The organism is Streptomyces sp. NPDC004752, assembly GCF_053601275.1.
On sequence record NZ_JBSGBN010000160.1, the window covers coordinates 1 to 21,120 of the forward strand.

Consider the following 21,120-nt stretch of genomic DNA (forward strand, 5'->3'; position numbering starts at 1 on the left):
GCGGCGCGGCGGGGAACTCCTCGTCCCCAAGCGGAAGTCGGCCGCACGGCCCGCCATGGCGACCTGCGCGGTGGCACGGCGGCCCGCGCGCGGGCGGCTCGCGGTCGTCGGGCTCGGCCCCGGCGCCCGTGATCTGCTCACTCCGCGTGCCGAGGCCGAACTGCGGCGGGCCTCCGTGCTCGTCGGTCTCGATCAGTACGTCGACCAGATCCGTGACCTGCTGCGGCCGGGCACCCGGGTCCTGGAGTCGGGCCTCGGCGCCGAGGAGGAGCGGGCCCGGACGGCGGTCGCCGAGGCCCGGACGGGCCACGCGGTCGCACTGATCGGGAGCGGGGACGCGGGCGTGTACGCCATGGCGTCGCCCGCGCTCGCCGAGGCGTCCGACGACATCGACGTGGTCGGTGTGCCGGGCGTGACCGCGGCGCTGGCCGCCGGGGCGGTCCTGGGCGCGCCGCTGGGCCACGACCATGTGTCGATCAGCCTGTCCGACCTGCACACGCCGTGGGAGGTGATCGAGCGGCGGGTGCGGGCCGCGGCCGAGGCGGACCTCGTGGTGACGTTCTACAACCCGCGGTCCCGGGGCCGCGACTGGCAGTTGCCCAAGGCGCTGACGCTCCTCGCCGAGCACCGCGAACCGGCCACGCCGGTCGGTGTCGTACGCAACGCGTCGCGGGCCGACGAGTCGAGCAGGCTGACCACCCTGGGCGCGCTCGACCCGGCGTGGGTGGACATGATGACGGTCGTGACGGTGGGCAACACGGCGACCCGTGAGATCGCGGGACGCATGGTGACCCCACGCGGCTACCGCTGGCAGGACACCCGGCAGGAGGAGGCCCGGTGAACCGTGTGATCCACCCGATCGAGCAGGAGTCCTACAGGCGGCTGCGGGCCCGGCTGGACACCTCGCGCTTCCCGCCGCTGACCCGGTCCGTGGTGGAGCGGGTCATCCACTCGGCCGCCGACCTGGGGTACGCGGACGACCTCGTCCTGGCCGAAGAGGACCTGGTGCGGGCGCACGCCGCGCTGCACGCCGGGGCGCCGGTCGTCGTGGACGTGGAGATGGTCGCGGCCGGCATCACCCGCCGCGAGACCGTCTGCCGACTGCGGGACGCCGAGTCCGGGCCGGGGCTGACCCGTTCGGCGCACGCGGTCCGGCTGGCGTACGAGGACGTCGGCCCCGGGGCGCTCTGGGTGATCGGCTGCGCGCCGACCGCGCTGGAGGAACTGCTGACGCTGGACGCCTCCCCCGCGCTGGTCATCGGCCTGCCCGTCGGCTTCGTCGGCGCGGCCGAGTCCAAGGCCGCGTTGCGCGCGAGCGGGCTGCCCGCCGTCAGCAACGTCTCCGAGAAGGGCGGTTCGGCGGTGGCCGCCGCCGCCCTCAACGCCCTTCTGTACCACCCGACTTCACCGACCGAGGAGATTCAGTGACCACCCCGCCGCCCGCTCTGCTCATCGCCGGCCACGGCACCCGGGACGAGGCCGGAGCCGAGGCGTTCCGGTCCTTCGTACGGGAGTTGGGGGACCGCCACCCCGAACTGCCCGTGGCGGGCGGTTTCATCGAGCTGTCCCGGCCGCCGCTGGGCGAGGCCGTGACCGAGCTGGTGGAGCGGGGCGTGCGCCGGTTCGCCGCCGTGCCGCTGATGCTGGTGTCCGCGGGACACGCCAAGGGTGACATCCCGGCGGCGCTGGCCCGCGAGCAGGAACGGCACCCGGGCGTCTCGTATGCCTACGGCCGCCCGCTGGGCCCTCATCCGGCGCTGCTGGATGTGTTGGAGCGGCGGCTCGACGAGGCCCTGGGGGGTGCCGCCCGCACGCCCGCCGACCGGGCCGATGTGACCGTGCTGCTGGTCGGCCGGGGCTCCACCGACCCGGACGCCAACGCCGAGGTGCACAAGGCGGCGCGGCTGCTGTGGGAGGGACGCGGGTACGCGGGCGTGGAGACGGCGTTCGTGTCGCTGGCGGCGCCGGATGTGCCGAGCGGCCTCGACCGGTGCGTCCGGCTGGGGGCCCGCCGGATCGTGGTCCTGCCGTACTTCCTGTTCACCGGCGTCCTCCCGGAGCGGGTGCGGCAGCAGGCCGCGGGCTGGGCCGCCGCGCACCCGGACCGGGACGTGCGCTGCGCGGACGTGATCGGGCCGGAACCGGAACTGCTCGACCTGGTGATGGAGCGGTACGCGGAGGCCGTCCAGGGCGATCTGCGGATGAACTGCGACTCATGTGTGTACCGGATCGCGCTGCCGGGCTTTGAAGACAAGGTGGGCCTGCCGCAGCAGCCGCACTTCCACCCGGACGACGACGGGCACCACCACGACGGACACCACCAGGAGGGGCATCAGCACGACGGGCACCACCACGGATCCCAGCACGGGCATCAGCACGGCGGTCACGCCCATGCCCGTTGAGGACGGCGCCGGACCCGATCTGCGCCACCACGGCGACGCCGAGGTCCGGGACGACGGGTCGACGCTGGTCGACCTCGCGGTCAACGTCCGCGCCGGCACCCCGCCGGACTGGCTGCGGGAGCGGATCGCCGAGTCACTGACCGGACTCGCGGCCTACCCGGACGGGCGGGCCGCGCGGGCGGCGGTGGCGGCGCGGCACGGGGTCGGGGCGGAGCGGGTGCTGCTGACGGCCGGTGCGGCCGAGGCGTTCGTGCTGCTCGCCCGCGCTCTGAAGGTGCGTCGGCCGGTGGTGGTGCACCCGCAGTTCACGGAGCCGGAGGCGGCGCTGCGCGACGCGGGGCACACGGTGGGCCGGGTCCTGCTGCGCGCCGAGGACGGCTTCCGGCTGGATCCGGCGGCCGTCCCCGAGGAGGCCGACCTGGTGGTGATCGGCAATCCGACGAACCCCACCTCGGTGCTGCACCCGGCCGCGACGCTCGCCCGACTCGCCCGTCCCGGGCGGACGCTGGTGGTGGACGAGGCGTTCATGGACGCGGTGCCGGGTGAGCGCGAGGCGCTGGCCGACCGGACGGATGTGCCCGGACTTGTCGTGCTGCGCAGCCTGACGAAGACCTGGGGCCTGGCCGGGCTGCGCATCGGCTATCTCCTGGCGGCCCGGGAGACCGTCGCGGAACTGGCGCGGGCCCAGCCGCTGTGGCCGGTGTCCACGCCTGCGCTGGCCGCGGCGCGGGCGTGTGTGTCGCCAAGGGCCCTGGCGGAGGCGGCGCACGCGGCCCAGCGCATCGCGGCCGACCGGGCCCACCTGGTGGCGGGCCTGTCCGCGTTGGGCGCGCGCGGGGTGCGGGTGACGGAACCGGCCGAAGGCCCGTTCGTCCTGGTCCGCGTGGCGGATGCAGCCGGGGTGCGGCGGCGGCTGCGCGACCTCGGCTACGCCGTGCGCCGCGGGGACACCTTCCCGGGGCTCGGCGCGGACTGGGTCCGGGTGGCGGTGCGCGACCGGGCCACCACGGACGGCCTGCTGCGCGCCCTGGACTCCGCGCTGCCCGGTCCGGCCGACCCCCCGACCGGACCGGACCCGGCCTGACCCCTCGTGTCCGCCCCGGACTGACCCTCGGGGCCCGCCCCAGACTGACCCCGCGGGGTCGCCCCGGCCCCGGACTTACACCTCGGGGCCTGCCCTTCCCCGCACGGGACCGCCGAGAGGTGTCCTCCCGTGGGCGAGGCCACCGGGGCACACGGTTGTCTGACCCCGGCGGCCGACTCCGGCTCGGATTCCCGGCCCGGCTCGGGTCCCCGGTCCGGTTCGGTCCGGGTTCCGGTCCGGTTCGGTCCGGGTTTCGGTCCGGTTCGGTCCGGGTTTCGGTCCGGTTCGGTCGCTCGCGCGGCGACACCGCCACCGTCCCGGAGCGGGACCAGCCGTAGGCGTACCGTTCCTGGACAGTGAGCGGGAGTCAGTCCGCGCACTGGCACGCCCCGAACGGTCTTGGGCGCACTGGTCGTCCGCTTTCGCATCCCGGGCGGCGACACGGATCGCGTCCGTGGTCCGAGCCGGACGGGCGGAGCCCCTCACGACCTGGCCGTGGCTGCGGCCAGAGGCGACGGGGAGGCCCTGAACCATCTCTCCGGTGATACAGGGGCCCCGCACGCCGGCACCGCACCCGGCGTCCCAGATCGCACTACGGCACTACCCCGGCCCAGACTGCGCGCCGCAAGCCCGTGAACCGACGATCACACGATCGAAGTAAACCACCCTCGTACACGCTCACCAGCGAGCAGTTGCCCACCCCCTCCCCCGGGGCGGCCGACCCGGGGGAGGCGCGTCGGACGGTCAGCTCCGGCGGCGGCGTGCCAGGGCCACCGCGCCGCCGCCCGCCAGGACGAACGCGAGCGCGCCGCCCGCGATGTACGGCGTCGCCGAACTCCCGCCGGTCTCCGCGAGGTCGGCCTTCGCCGCGGCGCCCTGGGGCTTCACCTCCGACGCAGCCTGGGCCGGGTCGGCGGGCTTCGCCGGGTCCGCGGGCTTGGCCGGATCGGCGGGCTTCGCCGGATCGGCGGGCTTCGCCGGATCGGTGGGCTTGGCGGGTGCGTCGGGCGTCTCGCAGGTCGCCTTGGCGAGGGTGACGGTCCCCTCGACCTCGGCCACGTTCAGCTTCAACGGGTTGACCGAGACCTTCAGTTCGAGCGCGGTGGCGGCGGCCGTGCGGGACGTGGTCTCCCGCTTCGACAGGTCGAGGCGCACCTCGCCGACCCCGGGCACCCGGACCTCGGTCGGGCCGCCCGCGCTGAGCGTGACCCGCTTGCCGAGCGCCGTCACCGCGCCCAGCACATTGGCGGAGGCGATGGGCTGCTTCCCGGCCTCGCAGGTCGCCTTGGAGGTGACGCCGTCGATCTCGACGAGGGACAGCAGGGGCAGGCCGGGGACATGCAGCCTGGCGTGGGCGAGCCGCACGAAGCCCTCGGCGCGGCCGTCGGCCACGGTGGCCTTGGCGGTGGCCACGTCCGCGCCGAGCACGGTGAACGGATTGCCGCCGTCCACGCCGTCGAGCCGGGCGGACAGCGCCGTTCTGTCGGCGCTCTGCGGTGCCTGCACCTCGTTGAGGGAGACCGCGAGCGGGACGTTCACGGTCTTGTTGAGCAGGGACACATCGAGCCCGGTGCGCAGGACGACGGCACCGGCGCGACCCTGGTCGGAGGTCGCGTGCGCGGCGCTCGCGCCGGCCAGCGCCGCCGGGCCCGCGGCGAGGGCCGTGGCCGCCGCTAAGGCGGCCAGACGGCGTGCGGACATACGGAAGTCATTGCTGTTCAAGGCGGTGGGACCCCCCAGTGGAATGTGCTTGGGACCCGGCCAGAATTACGCACTGTGGGTGAACAGTCAGCGATCCTCAGTTACTTCACTCGTTCGTGGACTTTCCGCGCACACCTTCGAATCCCACTGCACAGGTGTTCCTGTTCCCCGCGTTCACCTATCCGACGACCCGACCCCGCAGCACCACCCGCCGCGGTGCGGCCAGCACCCGTACGTCCGCCCGCGGATCCGCCTCGTACACGACCAGGTCGGCGGGCGCGCCCTCGGCCAGTCCGGGCCGGCCGAGCCAGGCGCGGGCGCCCCAACTGGTCGCCGACAGCGCGTCGACCGGCGGGATGCCCGCGGCGACCAGTTCGGCGACCTCGGCCGCGACCAGGCCGTGCGCCAGCGAACCCCCGGCGTCCGTGCCGACGTACACCGGGATGCCGGCGTCATGGGCGCCGCGCACCGTGTCGTAGCGCCGCTCGTACAGCCGCCGCATATGCGCCGACCAGCGCGGGTACTTGGTGTCGGCGCCGGCGGCGAGCCGGGGGAACGTCGCGATGTTGACGAGGGTCGGGACGATCGCCACGCCGCGCTCGGCGAACAGCGGGATCAGGTCCTCGGTCAGTCCCGTGGCGTGCTCGATGCAGTCGATGCCCGCCTCGACCAGGTCGCGCAGGGAGCTTTCGGCGAAGCAGTGCGCGGTGACCCGGGCGCCGAGGCGGTGGGCCTCGGCGATCGCCGCCCGCACGGCCTCGCGCGGCCAGCAGGCGGCCAGGTCGCCGAGGTCGCGGTCGATCCAGTCGCCGACCAGCTTGACCCAGCCGTCGCCGCGCCGCGCCTCCTGGGCGACGTGGGCGACGAGTTCGTCCGGCTCGATCTCATGGGCGAAGTCGCGGATGTACCGGCGGGTACGCGCGATGTGCCGGCCGGCCCGGATGATCCTCGGGAGGTCCTCGCGCTCGTCGACCCAGCGGGTGTCCGAGGGCGAGCCCGCGTCGCGGACCAGCAGGGTGCCCGCCTCCCGGTCGGTCAGCGCCTGCTTCTCGGCGGCGTCCGCGTCGACCGGCCCCTGGGTGCCGAGGCCCACGTGGCAGTGGGCGTCGACCAGGCCGGGCAGCACCCACCCGGTCACGGACGTCACGTCGCGGGCGCCGACCGGACGGTCGTAGCAGATCCGCCCACCGACGACCCACAGTTCATCGCGGACCTCGTCCGGACCGACGAGGACCCGCCCCTTCACATGCAGCACCGCGCGATCGCTCATGTACGGCACCTTAGTGAGCCGCCGGTCCCCATGGCCCACCCGGTCGGGGCTCACTTTCCCTCGCAGGAGACAAGCGGGTCCGGCGGCCGGGGAGCGTGTTCACCGGACCTCCTGTGGAGGGAGTGCGGCTTCCGGAAAGGCGGCGTCCGATGACGGCGTCCGACAACGGCATCCGACAACGGCGTCCGATAACAAGAGCCCATCGACAACAAGGGCCCATCGCGGTCTCCCCCCAAGCAATCCCATGCCCCCAGGGGGCCTCTGACCTGAGAAGCCACCGGTCACAGGTGGGATGCGGGGGCCGGTTACGCTCGTCGGGATCGACCCCTCGTGAGTGAAGAGAGCACCGCCGTGACCCACCCCTTCCTCGATCTGCCCCCGCTGACCGCCGCGCAGTTCGCCGCCGTCGAGGACCGGGTGGCCCGGCTGCTCGACACCCGGCAGGATGTCGTGATCATGCAGGGCGAGGCGCTGCTGCCGCTGGAGGGCGCGATCCGAGGGACGGCGGGTCCCGGCACCACCGCGCTGAACGTGATCACGGGACCGTACGGCCAGACCTTCGGGAACTGGCTGCGGGACTGCGGCGCGACGGTGGTCGATCTGTCGGTGCCGTTCCACACGGCGGCCACCGCGGACGGGATCCGGGCGGCCCTCGCCGAGCACCCGGAGATCGACTTCGTCTCCCTGGTGCACGCGGAGGCGGCGACCGGGAACACCAACCCGGTCGCGGAGATCGGCGAGGTGGTGCGGGCGCACGGCGCGCTGTTCTATCTGGACGCGGTGGCCTCCGTCGGCGCCGAGCCGGTGCTGCCGGACGCCTGGGGCGTGGACCTGTGCGTGATCGGCGCGCAGAAGGCGATGGGCGGCCCGGCGGGGGTGTCGGCGGTATCGGTGAGCGAGCGGGCCTGGACCCGGATGGCGGCGAACCCGCGTGCCCCGCGCCGCTCCTACCTCTCCCTGCTCGACTGGAAGGAGCGCTGGATCGACGCGGGCCGGACCGCGCTGCCGCACGCGCCGGCGCAGCTGGAGATGCTGGCGCTTCAGGCGTGTGTGGAGCGGATCGAGAGCGTGGGCCTGGACGCGCTGATGGCCCGGCACCGCAGCGCCGCGCTGGCCACGCGGGCGGGCGCGCTGGCGCTGGGCGGGGGTCTGGAGCCGTATGTGTACGAGGCCAAGGACGCGGCACCGGTGGCCACGACCCTGCGGGTGCCGCCGGGGGTGATCGCGTCGGAGCTGGTCGACCGGGCGCTGGCGAGTGACCCCGCGCTGCCGCTGGCCGCGGGGGGCAGCGCGCTGGCCAAGGAGATGATCCGGGTCAACCACTACGGGGCGGACGCGACGGTGGGGGCGGTGCGCGGCTCCCTGGCGGCGCTGGGTGCGGCCCTCTCCGAGCAGGGGCTGACCGTGGACCTGGCGGACGCCCACCGTGCCGCCGAGTCCGTATACCGGTGACCGCGGACATCCTTCATCTCATCGGGCGTGTGACCGGGACCTGAAGTTCTCGATAATTCGCCTCCTTATTTTCGGATAGCTTTCCCGAGTTCTTCTGCCCGCTTTTTCCAAGGCTAAACAAGAAGTTTTTCGCGCGAGTTTCACCCGTGTGACACATTCCACAACCGGATCCATTTGCACCTTTTGATGCAGGTCAAAGCGCTACATATCGACCTGCTTGTGAAGCGATACCCACACGCAACCGTGCATTATTGAATTCCGCTCGCTAAATTCAATACGCATGACTGCCGCACAAGCAGACCTACTCATCGACCGTCCAGCGGTGACGGACGGCACCAATCTTTGGCGTATCGCCAAGGACTCCGGAACCCTCGATCTGAACTCCGCGTACAGCTATCTGCTGTGGTGCCGCGACTTCGCGGGCACCTCGGCGGTGGCCCGCGGAGCGGACGGGGCGCCCGTCGGTTTCGTCACCGGGTACGTACGGCCCGAGCGCCCGCGGACCCTGCTCGTGTGGCAGGTCGCGGTGGAGGCGGCCTACCGCGGCCACGGTGTGGCGGCCGCGCTGCTCGACGGGCTGACCGCGCGGCTCGGCGCCGGGCACGGCATCACCTCCGTCGAGACGACCATCACCCCCGGCAACACCGCCTCCGAGCGCCTCTTCACCTCGTACGCCGCCCGGCACGGTGCCCAAGTCACCCACGAGGTGCTGTTCGATTCCGGGCTGTTCCCGGACGGCCCGCACCAGCCGGAGGTCCTGTACCGGATCGGCCCGCTCACCCCCCACTCGTCGCACTGAGGAGCGATCACGTGACCATCACCCAGCCCGATCTGAGCGTCTTCGAGACCCTGGAGTCCGAGGTGCGCAGCTACTGCCGCGGCTGGCCCACCGTCTTCGACCGTGCCCAGGGCAGCCTGATGTACGACGAGGACGGGCACCGGTACCTCGACTTCTTCGCCGGCGCGGGCTCACTCAACTACGGCCACAACAACCCCGTACTCAAACGGGCGTTGATCGACTATCTGATGCGGGACGGGGTCACCCACGGCCTGGACATGTCCACCACGGCCAAACGGTCGTTCCTGCAGACCTTCCAGGACCTGGTGCTGCGCCCCCGGGACCTGCCGTACAAGGTGATGTTCCCGGGCCCGACCGGCACCAACGCGGTCGAGTCCGCGCTGAAGCTGGCGCGGAAGGTGAAGGGACGCGAGGCGATCGTGTCGTTCACCAACGCCTTCCACGGCATGTCCCTCGGTTCGCTGGCCGTCACCGGCAACGCCTTCAAACGGGCCGGGGCCGGGATCCCGCTGGTGCACGGCACGCCGATGCCCTTCGACCACTACCTGGACGGACGGGTCCCCGACTTCCTCTGGTTCGAGCGGCTCCTCGGCGACCAGGGCTCCGGGCTCAACCAGCCCGCCGCGGTGATCGTCGAGACCGTGCAGGGCGAGGGCGGCATCAACGTGGCCCGGCCCGAATGGCTGCGCGAGCTGGCCGAGTTGTGCGCGCGCCGCGACATGCTGCTGATCGTCGACGACATCCAGATGGGCTGCGGCCGCACCGGTGCCTTCTTCTCCTTCGAGGAGGCCGGCATCGTGCCCGACATCGTCACCGTGTCGAAGTCCATCAGCGGCTACGGACTGCCCATGTCGCTGTGCCTGTTCAGGCCGGAGCTGGACATCTGGGAGCCGGGCGAGCACAACGGCACCTTCCGCGGCAACAACCCCGCGTTCGTCACCGCCACCGCGGCCCTGGAGACCTACTGGGCCGATGGCCCCGTCATGGAGAAACAGACCCGGGCCCGGGGCGAGCGGATCGAGCGGGGACTGATCGCCGTCACCGAGGAGAACCTCGCCGATGTGAAGGAGTACCGGGGTCGCGGGCTCGTGTGGGGCCTGGAGTTCCACGACAAGGGGCGCGCGGACCGGGTGGCCCGGCGCGCCTTCGAACTCGGGCTGCTCATCGAGACGTCCGGCCCGGAGAGCGAGGTCGTCAAGCTGCTGCCCGCGCTCACCGTCACCCCGGACGAGCTGGACGAGGGGCTGAGCATCCTCGCCCGCGCCGTACGGGAGACCGTCTGACCCCTCCGGCATCGTCCGGCGCCGTCGCACCACGACACTTCACTTCCACCAAGGAGGCTGTGCACCACCGTGATCGTCCGTTCGTTCAAGGAGATCGAAGGCACCGACCGTCATGTGAAGGCGGCATCCGGCACCTGGGAGAGCAAGCGGATCGTGCTCGCCAAGGAGCGGGTCGGCTTCTCCGTCCACGAGACCGTCCTGTACGCCGGCACCGAGACGTCGATGTGGTACGCCAACCACATCGAGGCCGTCGTCTGCGTCGAGGGCGCGGCCGAACTCACCGACCACGAGACCGGGAAGACGTACTCGATCGCTCCCGGCACCATGTACCTCCTCGACGGGCACGAGCGGCACACGCTCCGCGTCCAGGAGGACTTCCGCTGCATCTGTGTGTTCAACCCGCCCGTGACCGGACGGGAGGACCACGACGAGAACGGCGTCTATCCCCTGCTCACCGAGCCCGAGGAGGTCTGAGCACATGACGGTCACCGACCTCTACCCCAGCCGCGGCGCCACCGAGGTGTCCCAGCCGCGCCAGGACCCGGTCGTCTGGGGCTCCCCCGACGCGCCGGGCCCCGTCCCGGCCGCCGATCTGCGGGCGTACGACCGCGACGGCTTCCTCACCGTCGAGCAGTTGATCGACGACGCCGAGGTCGACCGCTACCGGCGGGAGCTGGACCGGCTGATCGCCGACCCGGCGGTCCGCGCCGACGAGCGGGCGATCGTGGAGCCGAAGTCGAAGGAGATCCGCTCCGTCTTCGAGGTCCACCGGATCAGCGAGGTGTTCGCGGGGCTCGTCCGCGACGAGCGGGTGGTCGGACGGGCCCGGCAGATCCTCGGCTCGGACGTGTACGTCCACCAGTCCCGGATCAACGTCAAGCCGGGCTTCGGCGCCAGCGGCTTCTACTGGCACTCGGACTTCGAGACCTGGCACGCGGAGGACGGGCTGCCGCGCATGCGGACGGTGTCCGTGTCGATCGCGCTGACCGAGAACCGCGACACCAACGGCGGGCTCATGATCATGCCGGGCTCGCACCGCACGTTCCTCGGGTGTGCGGGAGCCACACCCGAGGACAACTACAAGAAGTCGCTGCAGATGCAGGACGCGGGCACGCCGTCCGACGAGGCGCTGACCGCCCTGGCGGGCGCGCACGGCATCCGGCTGTTCACCGGCCGCGCGGGCTCCGCGACCTGGTTCGACTGCAACTGCATGCACGGCTCGGGCGACAACATCACCCCGTTCCCGCGCAGCAACGTCTTCATCGTGTTCAACAGCGTGGAGAACACGGCGGTCGAACCCTTCGCGGCCCCGGTACGACGCCCGGAGTTCATCGGCGCACGGGACTTCACACCGATCCGCTGAGCCAGTCCCCCAGCCGACCAGGCAAGCCAGCACCGCATGCCAGGCCCGTGATGTGCGGCACTCCCACACGCACGGCCCGGCATGCCCGCACCCATGAAGCAGTCGGACCCGCCTCCCTCGGAAGGAGCGCGGATCCGACTGCTCACGGCTGTCACCGACCCGCTGCAGACGGCGAAGGAGACACCGCCCACGAGGGCCACCGACTACCTGCGCACCGTAGATTGATCACCTCACGTCGCGGGAGGAAGGGAGCGTAATGACGCTGCGGATCGAGCCCATCGGCAACGTCGTCGGCGGTCGCACGGAGGTCGCCGACGACTACTGGGGTGACGTCGCGTCCATCATCCGTCTGGACCCGAAGTTCCCCCTTGACGTGGTGAAGGGCCTGGAGGAGTTCTCGCACCTGGTCGTGACCTGGCACTTCAGCAAGGCGTCCCCGGATGACGTCGCCCTGCACGCGCGCAGCCCTCGCAACGACCCCCGCTGGGCGCCCTCGGGCACCTTCGCGCACCGTAACCATCGGCGACCGAACCAGCTCGCCACCAGTTTTCCGCGCCTGCTCAAGGTCGAGGGTCTGGACCTGTGTGTGGCCGACTTCGACGCGGTCGACGGAACCCCTGTCTACGACCTGGCGCCGTACTTCACTGAGATGGGGCCCCGCGGCGAGATCCAAGAGCCCGCCTGGCCGGGAGAGATGCTCAGGGAATACTGGGCCGCGCCGAAGAACTGATGGAAGGCACCGGTCAATTGGGGTGGTCGGAGAGTACGTCCAGCAGGCGGTCGACGTCCCCGGGGGTGTTGTACAGGTGGAAGGAGGCCCGCAGATGGCCCGCGCGGTCGGAGGTCTCGATGCCCGCGCGGGCCAGTTCGGGGCGGCGGTGGCCGAGGCCCGGGACGGAGACGATCGCCGAGCCGGGTGCGGGCAGGGCCTCGTGGCCGAGCCCGGTGAGTCCGGCGCGGAAGCGGTCGGCGAGGGCCAGGTCGTGGGCGTGTACGGCGGCCACGCCGATCTCCTCGATCAGCGCGAGCGAGGGGCGCAGCCCGGCGTAGCTGAACAGGGCCGGGCTCACGTCGAACCGCCGGGCCGAGTGGGCGAGTTGCTCGATGGGCCCGTAGCAGCTCTCCCAGGGTTTCTCCGCCGCGGCCCAGCCGGCCAGCACCGGCGTCAGCGCGCCGTAGTCCTCCGGTACGACGAGGAAGGCCGCGCCGTGCGGGCCGAGCAGCCACTTGTAGGTGGTGGAGACGGTGAAGTCGAACGCGTCGGCGTCCATCGGCAGCCAGCCGGCCGCCTGTGAGAAGTCGACGTAGGTGCGGGCACCGTGGGTCGCCGCCGCGGCGCGCAGCGCGGGCAGGTCGGCGACCCGGCCGTCCGCGGACTGCGCGGCGCTGACCGCGATCAGCGCGGTGCCCGGCCGGACGGAGTCGGCGAGCCGCTCCAGCGGGACGGCCCGCACCTTGAGGTCGCCACGCATATGGAACGGGTTCACCACGGAGGTGAAGTCGGCCTGGGCGGTGAGGACTTCGGCACCGGCGGGCAGTGAGAGGGCGACGAGGCCGGTGTGCGCGGCGACGGAGGGGCCCGCCGCCACCCGGGTGACCGGGACGCCGGCCAGCCGGGCGAAGGACGCCCGGGCCAGCTCGACGTCCTCGGACAGCGGGTCCAGCGGGCTGCCCGTGGCCCGGAGCGCCACCGCCTCGTGCAGCGCGGCGACGGACCGGGCCGGGAGCAGTCCGCTGCTCGCGGTGTTGAGGAAGGTGTTCTTCGGGGCGAACTCGGCGCGGACGACGCTCTCGAAGGTCTCCATGGGTCCACTGTGCGACCGCGTGAAGTCACCGTCCATTGCGGATGGTTAAGGGGTTCCCCTCAGCGGTGCTTATACGTCCGCCCCGACCTGCGGTTTCTCAGTTCTGCGGCACCGCGCACCCGTCCGGGGCACAGGCGTGGGCGGCACTTTGGTCGATCAGCTTCAGCGGGGAGCGCTCGCCCCACGCCTGGGTGAGGGCCTCGGTGAAGACCTCGGCGGGCTGGGCGCCGGAGACGCCGTACTTACGATCGAGGACGAAGAAGGGCACACCGTTCGCGCCGAGCTGTGCGGCCTCGCGCTCGTCGGCGCGGACCTCGTCGGCGTACGCGGCCGGGTCCGCGAGCACCGCGCGGGCGGCGTCGGCGTCGAGTCCGGCCTCGGCGGCCAGCCGCACCAGCCGCTCCTCGCCCTCGGTGAAGACGGAGCGCTCCTCGGCGAAGTTGGCCCGGTACAGGATCTGGATCAGTTCGTCCTGGCGGCCGTTCTCCTTGGCGAAGTGCAACAGGCGGTGCAGGTCGAAGGTGTTGCCGTGGTCGCGACCGCGGGTGCGGTAGTCCAGGCCCTCGGCGGCGGCCTGCGCGGCGAGGTTGTCCTCCCCGGCCTGGGCCTGCGCCTCGCTCATGCCGTACTTCTGGGCGAGCATCGTCAGCACCGGCTGGACGTCGCCCTTGGCGCGGCCGGGGTCCAGCTCGAAGGAGCGGTGCACCACCTCGACGCCGTCGCGGTGCGGGAAGGCCGCAAGCGCCTTCTCGAAGCGGGCCTTGCCCACATAACACCAGGGGCAGGCGATGTCGCTCCAGATCTCGACGCGCATGTTCTCGGCTCTCTCCAGGTGCGGCGGCGCGGAGACGATCCCCGCCTCCGGCGGCGCGGAGACAGTCCCCGCGTTTTGGCTGAACGTTCAAGCAGTCTGTTTCATTCCCCGGTCCGCCGGCCTGTCGGGAGGGGGGTCCGCCGCACCGGGTGCGGGCGGGCCCGCGCGGTCAGCTGCCGTCTCGTAGATCGCTCGGCCAGACGGGCCGGAACTCGATGTGGTCGTAGGTCACGACGCACCCCTCCCCCATCGGCGACTGGGTCAGGAAGCCGACGAGGGCGGCGTCCGTCTCCTTCTCCCCGCCCAGCGTGAACAGTCGTACGAAGGTCCAGCGCTCGCCGTCGCGGGAGGCGTGGAAGGCGAAGGCGCGGCCGGTGCGGCTGATCCGCAGCCATACGGAACTGCCGTCCACGGTGAAGGAGTTGGCGTCGTCGGAGTGACCGCGGGTGACCACCGTGCAGACGGTGGGCAGGTCCGGGGAGTACTCCAGGCAGAGCTTGGCCCAGGCCCGGTCGCCGACGTGGACGTAGAGCACACCGGCGTCGAAGGCGGCCCGGAACCCCACGGTGACCCGGGCGATCAGCTGGAAGTCCCCCTCCGGCGCCCCCAGCAGCCGGGGCGCGTCGGAGGCCGGGTCCAGGGCCTGGCCGGTCGGCGGCACGAAGCGGTCCTGCCGGGGACCGGCCCACCCGGTGAGCACGCCGTCCTCGTAGGACCAGTGGCCGTCGGGTCCGTAGGTACGCAGGGGGAAGGGCAGTTCGGGAAGTTCCAGGTCCATCGGCCGATTCTCGCAGGCGTCGGCCGCGGTCGCCCGAGGGGCGTGGGAAACCGCGCGGCAAGACGCGACGCTCGCCCGGCCGCCGGACTCCCCGCGCCCCTGCGGGTCTCCGTCGAACTCCCCGCGCCCCTGCGGCCTACCGCTCCAGGGCTCCGTTGAACCGGCGGGGCAGCCCCAGCGGGTTGTCGTCCCGCAGCTCCGGCGGGAGCAGGGCCGCCGGGGTGTTCTGGTAGACGACCGGCCGCAGCCAGCGCTCGATCGCCGTGCCGCCCACGGAGGTCGAGGTGGAGGTCGTCGCCGGGTACGGGCCGCCGTGGTGCTGCGCGGGCGCCACCGCGACCCCCGTCGGCCAGCCGTCGACCAGGACGCGCCCGGCCAGCGGGGTCAGCTCGGCCAGGATCTCGGCGCCGCGGCCGGCGCCCGCCGCCTCCTCGGCGGACAGCTGCACGGTCGCGGTGAGGTTGCCGGGCAGGCGGGACAGCACGGCGCGGACCTCCGCCTCGTCCTCGTAGCGGGCCACGACCGTCACCGGTCCGAAGCACTCCTCCAGGAGCAGGTCGTACGCCCCTTCCTCGGCCAGCTTGGCGGCCGGCACCGTGAGAAAGCCCGCGCTCACCGTGTGCTCGCCGGCCGCGCCCGGGGTGACCGGGGAGTCCACGCCGTCGAGTCCGGCACGTTCGGCGACCCCGGCGATGAAGTTGTCCCGCATACGGTGGTCCAGCAGGACCCCGGCCTCGGTGCCGCGCACGGCGTCGGCCAGGGACTTCACCAGCCGGTCGCCCGCCGCGCCCGAGGGCGCGAGCACCAGGCCCGGCTTCACACAGAACTGGCCGACGCCGAGGGTCATCGACCCGGCGAGTCCGGTGCCGATCGCCTCGGCGCGCTCGGCGGCGGCGGCCTCCGTGACGACGACCGGGTTCAGGGAGCCCAACTCGCCGTGGAAGGGGATCGGGACCGGCCGGGCGGCCGCCGCGTCGAACAAGGCACGGCCGCCGCGCACGGAACCGGTGAACCCGGCCGCCGCGACCAGCGGGTGCCCGATCAGTTCGAGGCCCGCCTCGAAGCCGTGCACCAGGCCGACGACACCCGCGGGGATGCCGTGCTCGGCGGCGGCGCGCCGCAGCGCGTCGGCGACCAGTTCGGACAGGGCCGGGTGGTCGGGGTGGGCCTTGACGACCACCGGGTTGCCCGCGGCCAGCGCGCTCGCGGTGTCGCCGCCGGCGACGGAGAAGGCGAAGGGGAAGTTGGACGCCGAGTAGACGGCGACGACGCCGAGCGGGACCTTGATACGGCGCAGATCCGGGACGGGCGGGGTGGCGGTGTCGTCGGGGTGGTTGACGATGACGTCGAGGAAGGCGCCCTCGTCGACACTGTCCGCGAAGGCGCGCAACTGGTAGGTGGTGCGGGCGAGTTCGCCGGTCAGCCGGACCGGGCCGAGCGCGGTTTCCGCGTCGGCGGCCTCGACGAGCCGGTCCCGGGCCGCGTCCAGGCCCGCCGCGGCCGAGCGCAGGAAGGCCGAGCGGACCGCGCGGTCGGCCAGTGAGCCGCGCGCGGCGTGGGCGGCTCGGACGGCGGCGTCGACCTCCCCGGCCGTGGCCTCCGTCGCAACCTGTGCACGCTGCTTCCCGGTACGCGGGTCGACACTCCAGACTGGTGCTGCTGCCACCGCGGGTCCCTCCACATAGATGGCCGACATATAGATGGCCGATATATCGATATACGGCCGGTGCATGACCGATGCATGGCCGGTGTATGGCCGCTTGCCCTGCCGCCGCGGTGCCGCGGATCCTGCCGCCGCACTGCCACGGTTCCCCACTCATCCACCAGCACTGTTCGATATGCTGAACGCCGTCTCTGGTGATGAATACACCGCGAGACTATATCTCCGGGTTCTCGTCGAACGAAGGGGTCAGGGCGATGGCGACAGCCGAGGCGGGTGGCGGGGCGCAGGTCAAGTCGGCGGTGCGGACCGTCGAACTGCTCGAGTACTTCGCCGGCCGGCCGGGAATGCACTCCCTCGCGGCCGTCCAGGAGGCCGTCGGGTACCCCAAGTCCAGCCTGTACATGCTGCTGCGCACGCTCGTGGAGCTGGGCTGGGTGGAGACGGACGCGACCGGCACACGTTACGGCATCGGGGTGCGGGCGCTGCTCGTGGGGACGTCGTACATCGACGGCGACGAGGTGGTGGCCGCGGCCCGCCCCACCCTGGACCGCCTGTCGGACGACACGACGGAGACCATCCACCTGGCCCGCCTGGACGGCACGAATGTCGTCTACCTGGCCACCCGCCAGTCGCAGCACTATCTGCGCCCGTTCACCCGGGTGGGCCGCCGGCTGCCCGCGCACTCCACCTCCCTCGGCAAGGCGCTGCTCGCCACCCACAGCGACGAGCAGGTGCGCAAGCTGCTCCCGCAGACCCTGCCCGCCCTGACCGAGCACACCATCACCGACCGGGAGCAGCTCATCGAGGAGCTGCACCAGATCCGGGAGCGGGGCTTCGCCGTCGACCGGGAGGAGAACACGCTCGGGCTGCGCTGCTTCGGCGTCGCCATCCCCTACCGCACCCCGGCCCGCGACGCGATCAGCTGCTCGGTGCCGGTGGCCCGGCTGACCCCCGCCCACGAACAGATGGTCAAGGACGCCCTGTTCGACGCCCGCGACCGGCTGACGCTGGCCACGCGCAGACTGTGACGGACGAGGGCCGTCTCCCCCGCGCGGCGGAGGCGGATCGTCGCGGCGCAGGAGGTGCCGGACCCGGCGGGTGCGGGAGCGTGGACCCATGACACCACCCCCGGCCTCCGCCGCCGTGCCCGCGCCCCGGGCCCCCGCCCCCGCCCGCGGCGTCGACCCGCGCCGCCGGCTGCTGCGGTCCGTCGCGATCGTGGCCTGTGTGCCGTACATCGGGCTCAAGGCCGCCTGGCTCGCGGGCAGCCGGATCGGCATACCGGAGGGCAGCTCCCTGCTGGAGCACCGCGCCGCGATGGCCGTCGCCAACGCGCTGAGCATGCTGCTGGACGCGGTCGTGATCGTGCTCGCGGTGGCGCTGACCCGGCCGCGGACGCGGACCGCACCCGCCTGGACCGCGGTGTTCCCCGTCTGGGTCGGCACCGGACTGCTCGCGCCGATCACGGCCGGATACCCGCTCCAACTGGTCGCCGACGCGCTCGGCGGAGGTGGCGGCGGGCCCGCGGATCCCGGGCGCCGGCCCTTCCTCGACGCATGGGTGTACGGGGTCGTCTACACCGGGTTCATCGTGCAGGGGCTCGCGCTCGGCGCGCTGTTCGCGCTGTACGCCCGCGACCGGTGGGGCCGGGTGTGGCGGGGCCGGATGGGCGATCTGCCGGCCGGGGTCACCGGGGCGGCGCAGCAGGCGTGCGCCCAGGGCGCGGCCCTCGCCGCGCTGCTCCCCCTCGGCGCCCATCTCGTCTGGCTGCTGGGCGGCACCGGCGGGCTCAATCCCGGCCGTGCCGCGGACCGCAGCAGTGACTTCTATGTGGTGGAGGCCGTGGGCATCGGCTTCCTCCTGGCCGCCGTCATCGGCGGCTGCCTGCTCGCCTTCCGGCGCGGCCGGACCCTGCCGGTCATGGTGCCGCTGGCCCTGGCCTGGATCGGTGCGGCCGCCGTGGCCTGCTGGGGCGGCTGGCTGTCACTGGCCCCGCTCGGCGGGGGCGCCGACCCCGCCGAGCTGCCGACGCAGCTGATGAACCTCACCTACGCCGGTCAGCTCGTCGTCGGCGTCCTGGTCGCGGCCCTCGGCATCCACTTCTGCGCCGAGCGGTCCGCCGAAGCCCCGAAGCGGCCACCGGCGTGAGGGAGTTCGCCCGGTCACTGTTCGGCCGCACCGCGCGCCGCCGCTGGATCCATCTGATCCTGGGCGGCGCGCTCGCCATGCCGTACGTCTACGTCGGCGCGGTGATCGTCGGCCCGCTCACCGGCTCACGCGACGTGTTCGCCGAACTGCCGCTGCAACTCGCCTCGTTCGCCCTGGGACTGCCGCTCGCCGCGCTCACCTCGCTGCCGTTTCCGCTGACCCGGCCGCTGGCGGCCGCCGCCGCGCGCGCCCTGTGCGCACTCCCGCCCGACGCACTCGACCACGGCCCCGCCCGGACCCCGGCCGCGCGGGCGCGCACGGCGGCCTGGTTCACCCTGCACCTCGGGTTCGGCGGGGCCGTCTCAGGGTTGTCCCTCGCCGTGCCGCCACTGGCGTTCGTGCTGATCGTGCTGCCCGTTCCCGCGGTGCTGCGCGACTCGCGACTAGGGCTGCCCGAAGTCCTCGGCAGGCCCTGGGCGTTGCCGCTCTGCCCGGTCGCCGGCGTCGCCCTGCTGCTTGCCCTCGCGGGCTGCGCCGCCGGGTGCGGCACGCTGCTCGCCCGGTGGGCGCCCGCGCTGCTCGGGCCCACGCCCGAGGACCGGCTCGCGGCGGCCGAGGCGCGCGCGGCCGACCTCGCCGTGCGCAACCGGCTCGCGCGCGAGCTGCACGACTCCGTCGGGCACGCGCTGAGCGCGGTCACCCTTCAGGCGGGCGCGGCCCGCCGGGTCCTGGACGCCGACCCGGAGTTCGTCCGCGAGGCACTCGCCGCCATCGAGGACACCGCCCGGCGCACGGTCGGCGAACTCGACGCCGTGCTCGGTGTGCTGCGGGACGGCGACCCGCCCGGCACGGCGCCCGCGCCGACCCTCGCGGCCGACCTCGACGGGCTGCTGCGCCGCACCCGGGCCGGTGGGCAGCGGGTGACGGCCGCCGTCGACGCCGACCCCGCCACGCTGCCGCCGCTCGTCTCCCGCGAGGCGTACCGGATCGTGCAGGAGGGGCTGAGCAACGCCCTCAGACACGCGGCGGGTGAACCGGTCGCCCTGCGCATCGGTGCCGCCGACGGACGGTTGGAGATCACCGTGGAGAACCCCCTGGGCACCGCCGACGCCTCCCGTCCCGCCGATGTTTCCCGTCCCAGCGGCGCCTCCCGTCCCGGCGACGCTTCCCGTCCCACCGACGCCTCCGGTCCCGCCGATGTCTCCCGTCCCGGCGGCGGGCACGGCCTGCGTGGCATCGCCGACCGGGTGCGGCTGCTCGGCGGGGAGTGCCGGGCGGGCGCGTCCGGCGGAGTGTGGCGGCTGCACGTACGACTGCCGTGGAAGGGACACGTATGACATCACCGCCGCCGCCGACAACACCGCGGACACCACCGTCGGCACCGCCGCCGATCCGCATCGTCGTCGCGGACGACGAGCGCATGGTCCGCACCGCCCTACGCGCCATCCTCTCCGCCGAACCGGACCTGACGGTCGTCGGCGAGGCGGCGACCGGCACCGAGGCCGTGTCGGTCGTGCGGGAGCTACGGCCCGATGTGGTGCTGATGGACGTGCGCATGCCCGAGATGGACGGGATCCGGGCCACCGAGCGCATCCTGGCCGCGCCCGACGCGCCGCCGCGCGTCGTGGTCGTGACCACCTTCGAGAACGACGCGTATGTGTACGACGCCCTGCGCGCCGGGGCCGCCGGGTTCCTGCTGAAGCGGGCCGACGCCGACACCCTCGTACAGGCGGTGCGGCTCGTCGCGCGCAGCGACAGCCTGCTGTTCCCGTCGGCCGTGCGGAGCCTCGCCGCCGAGCACGCGCGCGCGTACCCGGCTCCCCCGGACTGGGTGACAAGGCTCACGGGCCGCGAGCGCGAGGTGCTGCGGCATTTGGCAGGCGGGCTGACCAACGCGGAGATCGCGCGCCGGATGGAGGTGGGGCCCGCCACGGTGAAGACACATGTGGCGGCGGTCCTGGCCAAGACGGGGACCCGGGACCGCACCCAGGCGGTGATCGCCGCGTACGAAGCGGGTTTCCTGAGCACACGATGAGAAAACGGGGCCGACGGGAACGTTTCCCGCCGTTCCCTCGCCCTTGTGACCGAATTGGCTTCCTCCCCCGCCTAAAGGCGGGGGATTCCGGCGGTCGCCCGCCGGATTTCCTGCTTCACCGACGGCTGCCCCGTCCGGGAGGACTCCCGTTGGGGTCTTACACCGTCTCCACAGGCAGACGCCGCCAGCCCGGCGGCCAGAATGTTCTTCGCGGCGTTCACGTCACGGTCGTGCGTGGTCCCGCAGTCGCATGTCCACTCGCGGACGTTCAGCGGCATCTTCGCCGCGACCGTGCCGCAGGTCCCGCACAGCCTGCTGCTGGGGAACCAGCGGTCGATCACCACGAGTTCGCGCCCGTACCAGGCGCACTTGTACTCCAGCATGGAGCGCAGTTCCGTCCACGACGCATCGGAGATGGCGCGCGCGAGCCTGCCGTTCTTCAGCAGGTTGCGGACGGTGAGGTCCTCGATCACAACCGTTTGGTTCTCACGGACGAGTCGAGTCGAGAGCTTGTGCAGGAAGT

At 72.9% G+C, this 21,120-nt stretch carries 22 protein-coding genes; 15 read left to right on the forward strand and 7 right to left on the reverse strand.

Going from position 1 to position 21,120, the window contains the following annotated elements; translation table 11 throughout:
• From cobJ to cobC, 4 genes are all read left to right on the forward strand, one after another.
• Positions 1-841: precorrin-3B C(17)-methyltransferase (cobJ, locus tag ACWEKM_RS40440; RefSeq protein WP_451626284.1), on the forward strand; the 841-nt coding region annotated here is incomplete at its 5' end.
• Positions 838-1,428, forward strand: a complete 591-nt coding sequence (locus ACWEKM_RS40445) for a precorrin-8X methylmutase (protein ID WP_451626285.1) — start codon at positions 838-840, stop codon at positions 1,426-1,428. The genes cobJ and ACWEKM_RS40445, both read left to right, overlap by 4 nt.
• Positions 1,425-2,402 carry a sirohydrochlorin chelatase gene (locus tag ACWEKM_RS40450; RefSeq protein ID WP_451626286.1) on the forward strand — a complete coding sequence of 326 codons (978 nt, stop codon included), beginning with the start codon at positions 1,425-1,427 and terminating at the stop codon, positions 2,400-2,402. The genes ACWEKM_RS40445 and ACWEKM_RS40450 overlap by 4 nt, the downstream gene beginning before the upstream one ends.
• Positions 2,392-3,486 carry an Rv2231c family pyridoxal phosphate-dependent protein CobC gene (cobC, locus tag ACWEKM_RS40455; RefSeq protein WP_451626287.1) on the forward strand — a complete coding sequence of 365 codons (1,095 nt, stop codon included), beginning with the start codon at positions 2,392-2,394 and terminating at the stop codon, positions 3,484-3,486. Before ACWEKM_RS40450 ends, cobC begins: the two co-directional genes overlap by 11 nt.
• A gap of 744 nt (positions 3,487-4,230) precedes the next feature.
• Here cobC and ACWEKM_RS40460 read toward each other — a convergent pair.
• Positions 4,231-5,208, reverse strand: coding sequence for an SCO1860 family LAETG-anchored protein (locus ACWEKM_RS40460; RefSeq protein ID WP_451626288.1), 978 nt, complete (start codon positions 5,206-5,208; stop codon positions 4,231-4,233).
• Positions 5,209-5,365: 157 nt separating this feature from the next.
• Positions 5,366-6,457, reverse strand: coding sequence for an amidohydrolase family protein (locus ACWEKM_RS40465; RefSeq protein ID WP_451626289.1), 1,092 nt, complete (start codon positions 6,455-6,457; stop codon positions 5,366-5,368).
• Between the two features lie 351 nt (positions 6,458-6,808).
• On the opposite strand from ACWEKM_RS40465, the gene ACWEKM_RS40470 reads away from it, so the two are divergent.
• The 7 genes from ACWEKM_RS40470 (at position 6,809) to ACWEKM_RS40500 (ending at position 12,084) form a co-directional block, all read left to right on the forward strand.
• Positions 6,809-7,909, forward strand: a complete 1,101-nt coding sequence (locus tag ACWEKM_RS40470) for a pyridoxal-phosphate-dependent aminotransferase family protein (RefSeq protein WP_451626304.1) — start codon at positions 6,809-6,811, stop codon at positions 7,907-7,909.
• A 280-nt stretch (positions 7,910-8,189) separates the two neighbouring features.
• Positions 8,190-8,708, forward strand: coding sequence for a diaminobutyrate acetyltransferase (gene ectA / locus ACWEKM_RS40475; protein WP_451626290.1), 519 nt, complete (start codon positions 8,190-8,192; stop codon positions 8,706-8,708).
• Positions 8,709-8,719: 11 nt separating this feature from the next.
• Positions 8,720-9,991 carry a diaminobutyrate--2-oxoglutarate transaminase gene (gene ectB, locus ACWEKM_RS40480; RefSeq protein WP_451626291.1) on the forward strand — a complete coding sequence of 424 codons (1,272 nt, stop codon included), beginning with the start codon at positions 8,720-8,722 and terminating at the stop codon, positions 9,989-9,991.
• Positions 9,992-10,060: 69 nt separating this feature from the next.
• On the forward strand, positions 10,061-10,465 hold the full coding sequence (locus ACWEKM_RS40485; protein ID WP_451626292.1) for an ectoine synthase: 405 nt from the start codon (positions 10,061-10,063) through the stop codon (positions 10,463-10,465).
• 4 nt (positions 10,466-10,469) lie between these two features.
• Positions 10,470-11,354 carry an ectoine hydroxylase gene (thpD, locus tag ACWEKM_RS40490; protein ID WP_451626293.1) on the forward strand — a complete coding sequence of 295 codons (885 nt, stop codon included), beginning with the start codon at positions 10,470-10,472 and terminating at the stop codon, positions 11,352-11,354.
• 93 nt (positions 11,355-11,447) lie between these two features.
• Positions 11,448-11,579: a hypothetical protein gene (locus ACWEKM_RS40495; RefSeq protein WP_451626294.1), complete on the forward strand. Its 132-nt coding sequence runs from the start codon at positions 11,448-11,450 to the stop codon at positions 11,577-11,579.
• Between the two features lie 31 nt (positions 11,580-11,610).
• Positions 11,611-12,084 carry an SAM-dependent methyltransferase gene (locus ACWEKM_RS40500; protein ID WP_451626295.1) on the forward strand — a complete coding sequence of 158 codons (474 nt, stop codon included), beginning with the start codon at positions 11,611-11,613 and terminating at the stop codon, positions 12,082-12,084.
• A 13-nt stretch (positions 12,085-12,097) separates the two neighbouring features.
• On the opposite strand, the gene ACWEKM_RS40505 is transcribed toward ACWEKM_RS40500, so the two are convergent.
• The 4 genes from ACWEKM_RS40505 to ACWEKM_RS40520 form a co-directional block, all read right to left on the reverse strand.
• The gene (locus ACWEKM_RS40505; RefSeq protein WP_451626296.1) at positions 12,098-13,159 is read right to left on the reverse strand and encodes an aminotransferase class V-fold PLP-dependent enzyme; all 1,062 of its coding nucleotides are present in this window, start codon (positions 13,157-13,159) and stop codon (positions 12,098-12,100) included.
• A 97-nt stretch (positions 13,160-13,256) separates the two neighbouring features.
• The gene (locus ACWEKM_RS40510; RefSeq protein WP_451626297.1) at positions 13,257-13,973 is read right to left on the reverse strand and encodes a DsbA family oxidoreductase; all 717 of its coding nucleotides are present in this window, start codon (positions 13,971-13,973) and stop codon (positions 13,257-13,259) included.
• 169 nt (positions 13,974-14,142) lie between these two features.
• Positions 14,143-14,751, reverse strand: coding sequence for a DUF1349 domain-containing protein (locus ACWEKM_RS40515; protein WP_451626298.1), 609 nt, complete (start codon positions 14,749-14,751; stop codon positions 14,143-14,145).
• A 136-nt stretch (positions 14,752-14,887) separates the two neighbouring features.
• The gene (locus ACWEKM_RS40520) at positions 14,888-16,417 is read right to left on the reverse strand and encodes an aldehyde dehydrogenase (NADP(+)) (protein WP_451626305.1); all 1,530 of its coding nucleotides are present in this window, start codon (positions 16,415-16,417) and stop codon (positions 14,888-14,890) included.
• Positions 16,418-16,668: 251 nt separating this feature from the next.
• Between ACWEKM_RS40520 and ACWEKM_RS40525 the strand changes: the two genes are divergently transcribed.
• From ACWEKM_RS40525 to ACWEKM_RS40540, 4 genes are all read left to right on the forward strand, one after another.
• Entirely contained in the window at positions 16,669-17,442 is a 774-nt protein-coding gene (locus ACWEKM_RS40525; RefSeq protein WP_451626299.1) for an IclR family transcriptional regulator, read from the forward strand.
• Between the two features lie 88 nt (positions 17,443-17,530).
• Complete coding sequence (locus ACWEKM_RS40530) at positions 17,531-18,562, forward strand: hypothetical protein (RefSeq protein ID WP_451626300.1); 1,032 nt, start codon at positions 17,531-17,533, stop codon at positions 18,560-18,562.
• Complete coding sequence (locus tag ACWEKM_RS40535; protein WP_451626301.1) at positions 18,559-19,899, forward strand: sensor histidine kinase; 1,341 nt, start codon at positions 18,559-18,561, stop codon at positions 19,897-19,899. The genes ACWEKM_RS40530 and ACWEKM_RS40535 overlap by 4 nt, the downstream gene beginning before the upstream one ends.
• Complete coding sequence (locus ACWEKM_RS40540) at positions 19,896-20,597, forward strand: response regulator (protein WP_451626302.1); 702 nt, start codon at positions 19,896-19,898, stop codon at positions 20,595-20,597. Before ACWEKM_RS40535 ends, ACWEKM_RS40540 begins: the two co-directional genes overlap by 4 nt.
• A 71-nt stretch (positions 20,598-20,668) precedes the next feature.
• Here ACWEKM_RS40540 and ACWEKM_RS40545 read toward each other — a convergent pair.
• The coding region (locus ACWEKM_RS40545) for an RNA-guided endonuclease TnpB family protein (protein ID WP_451626303.1) at positions 20,669-21,120 on the reverse strand (452 nt) is incomplete at its 5' end.

Excerpts from the sequence above, each read along its gene's own strand:
- ACWEKM_RS40540 (WP_451626302.1), top strand. The coding sequence starts at position 19,896 with ATGACATCACCGCCGCCGCCGACAACACCGCGGACACCACCGTCGGCA.
- ectA (WP_451626290.1), top strand. The coding sequence starts at position 8,190 with ATGACTGCCGCACAAGCAGACCTACTCATCGACCGTCCAGCGGTGACG.
- ACWEKM_RS40500 (WP_451626295.1), top strand. The coding sequence starts at position 11,611 with ATGACGCTGCGGATCGAGCCCATCGGCAACGTCGTCGGCGGTCGCACG.
- ACWEKM_RS40505 (WP_451626296.1), bottom strand. The coding sequence starts at position 13,159 with ATGGAGACCTTCGAGAGCGTCGTCCGCGCCGAGTTCGCCCCGAAGAAC.
- ACWEKM_RS40510 (WP_451626297.1), bottom strand. The coding sequence starts at position 13,973 with ATGCGCGTCGAGATCTGGAGCGACATCGCCTGCCCCTGGTGTTATGTG.
- cobC (WP_451626287.1), top strand. The coding sequence starts at position 2,392 with ATGCCCGTTGAGGACGGCGCCGGACCCGATCTGCGCCACCACGGCGAC.
- ACWEKM_RS40515 (WP_451626298.1), bottom strand. The coding sequence starts at position 14,751 with ATGGACCTGGAACTTCCCGAACTGCCCTTCCCCCTGCGTACCTACGGA.
- ACWEKM_RS40465 (WP_451626289.1), bottom strand. The coding sequence starts at position 6,457 with ATGAGCGATCGCGCGGTGCTGCATGTGAAGGGGCGGGTCCTCGTCGGT.
- ACWEKM_RS40525 (WP_451626299.1), top strand. The coding sequence starts at position 16,669 with ATGGCGACAGCCGAGGCGGGTGGCGGGGCGCAGGTCAAGTCGGCGGTG.
- ACWEKM_RS40530 (WP_451626300.1), top strand. The coding sequence starts at position 17,531 with ATGACACCACCCCCGGCCTCCGCCGCCGTGCCCGCGCCCCGGGCCCCC.
- thpD (WP_451626293.1), top strand. The coding sequence starts at position 10,470 with ATGACGGTCACCGACCTCTACCCCAGCCGCGGCGCCACCGAGGTGTCC.
- ACWEKM_RS40495 (WP_451626294.1), top strand. The coding sequence starts at position 11,448 with ATGAAGCAGTCGGACCCGCCTCCCTCGGAAGGAGCGCGGATCCGACTG.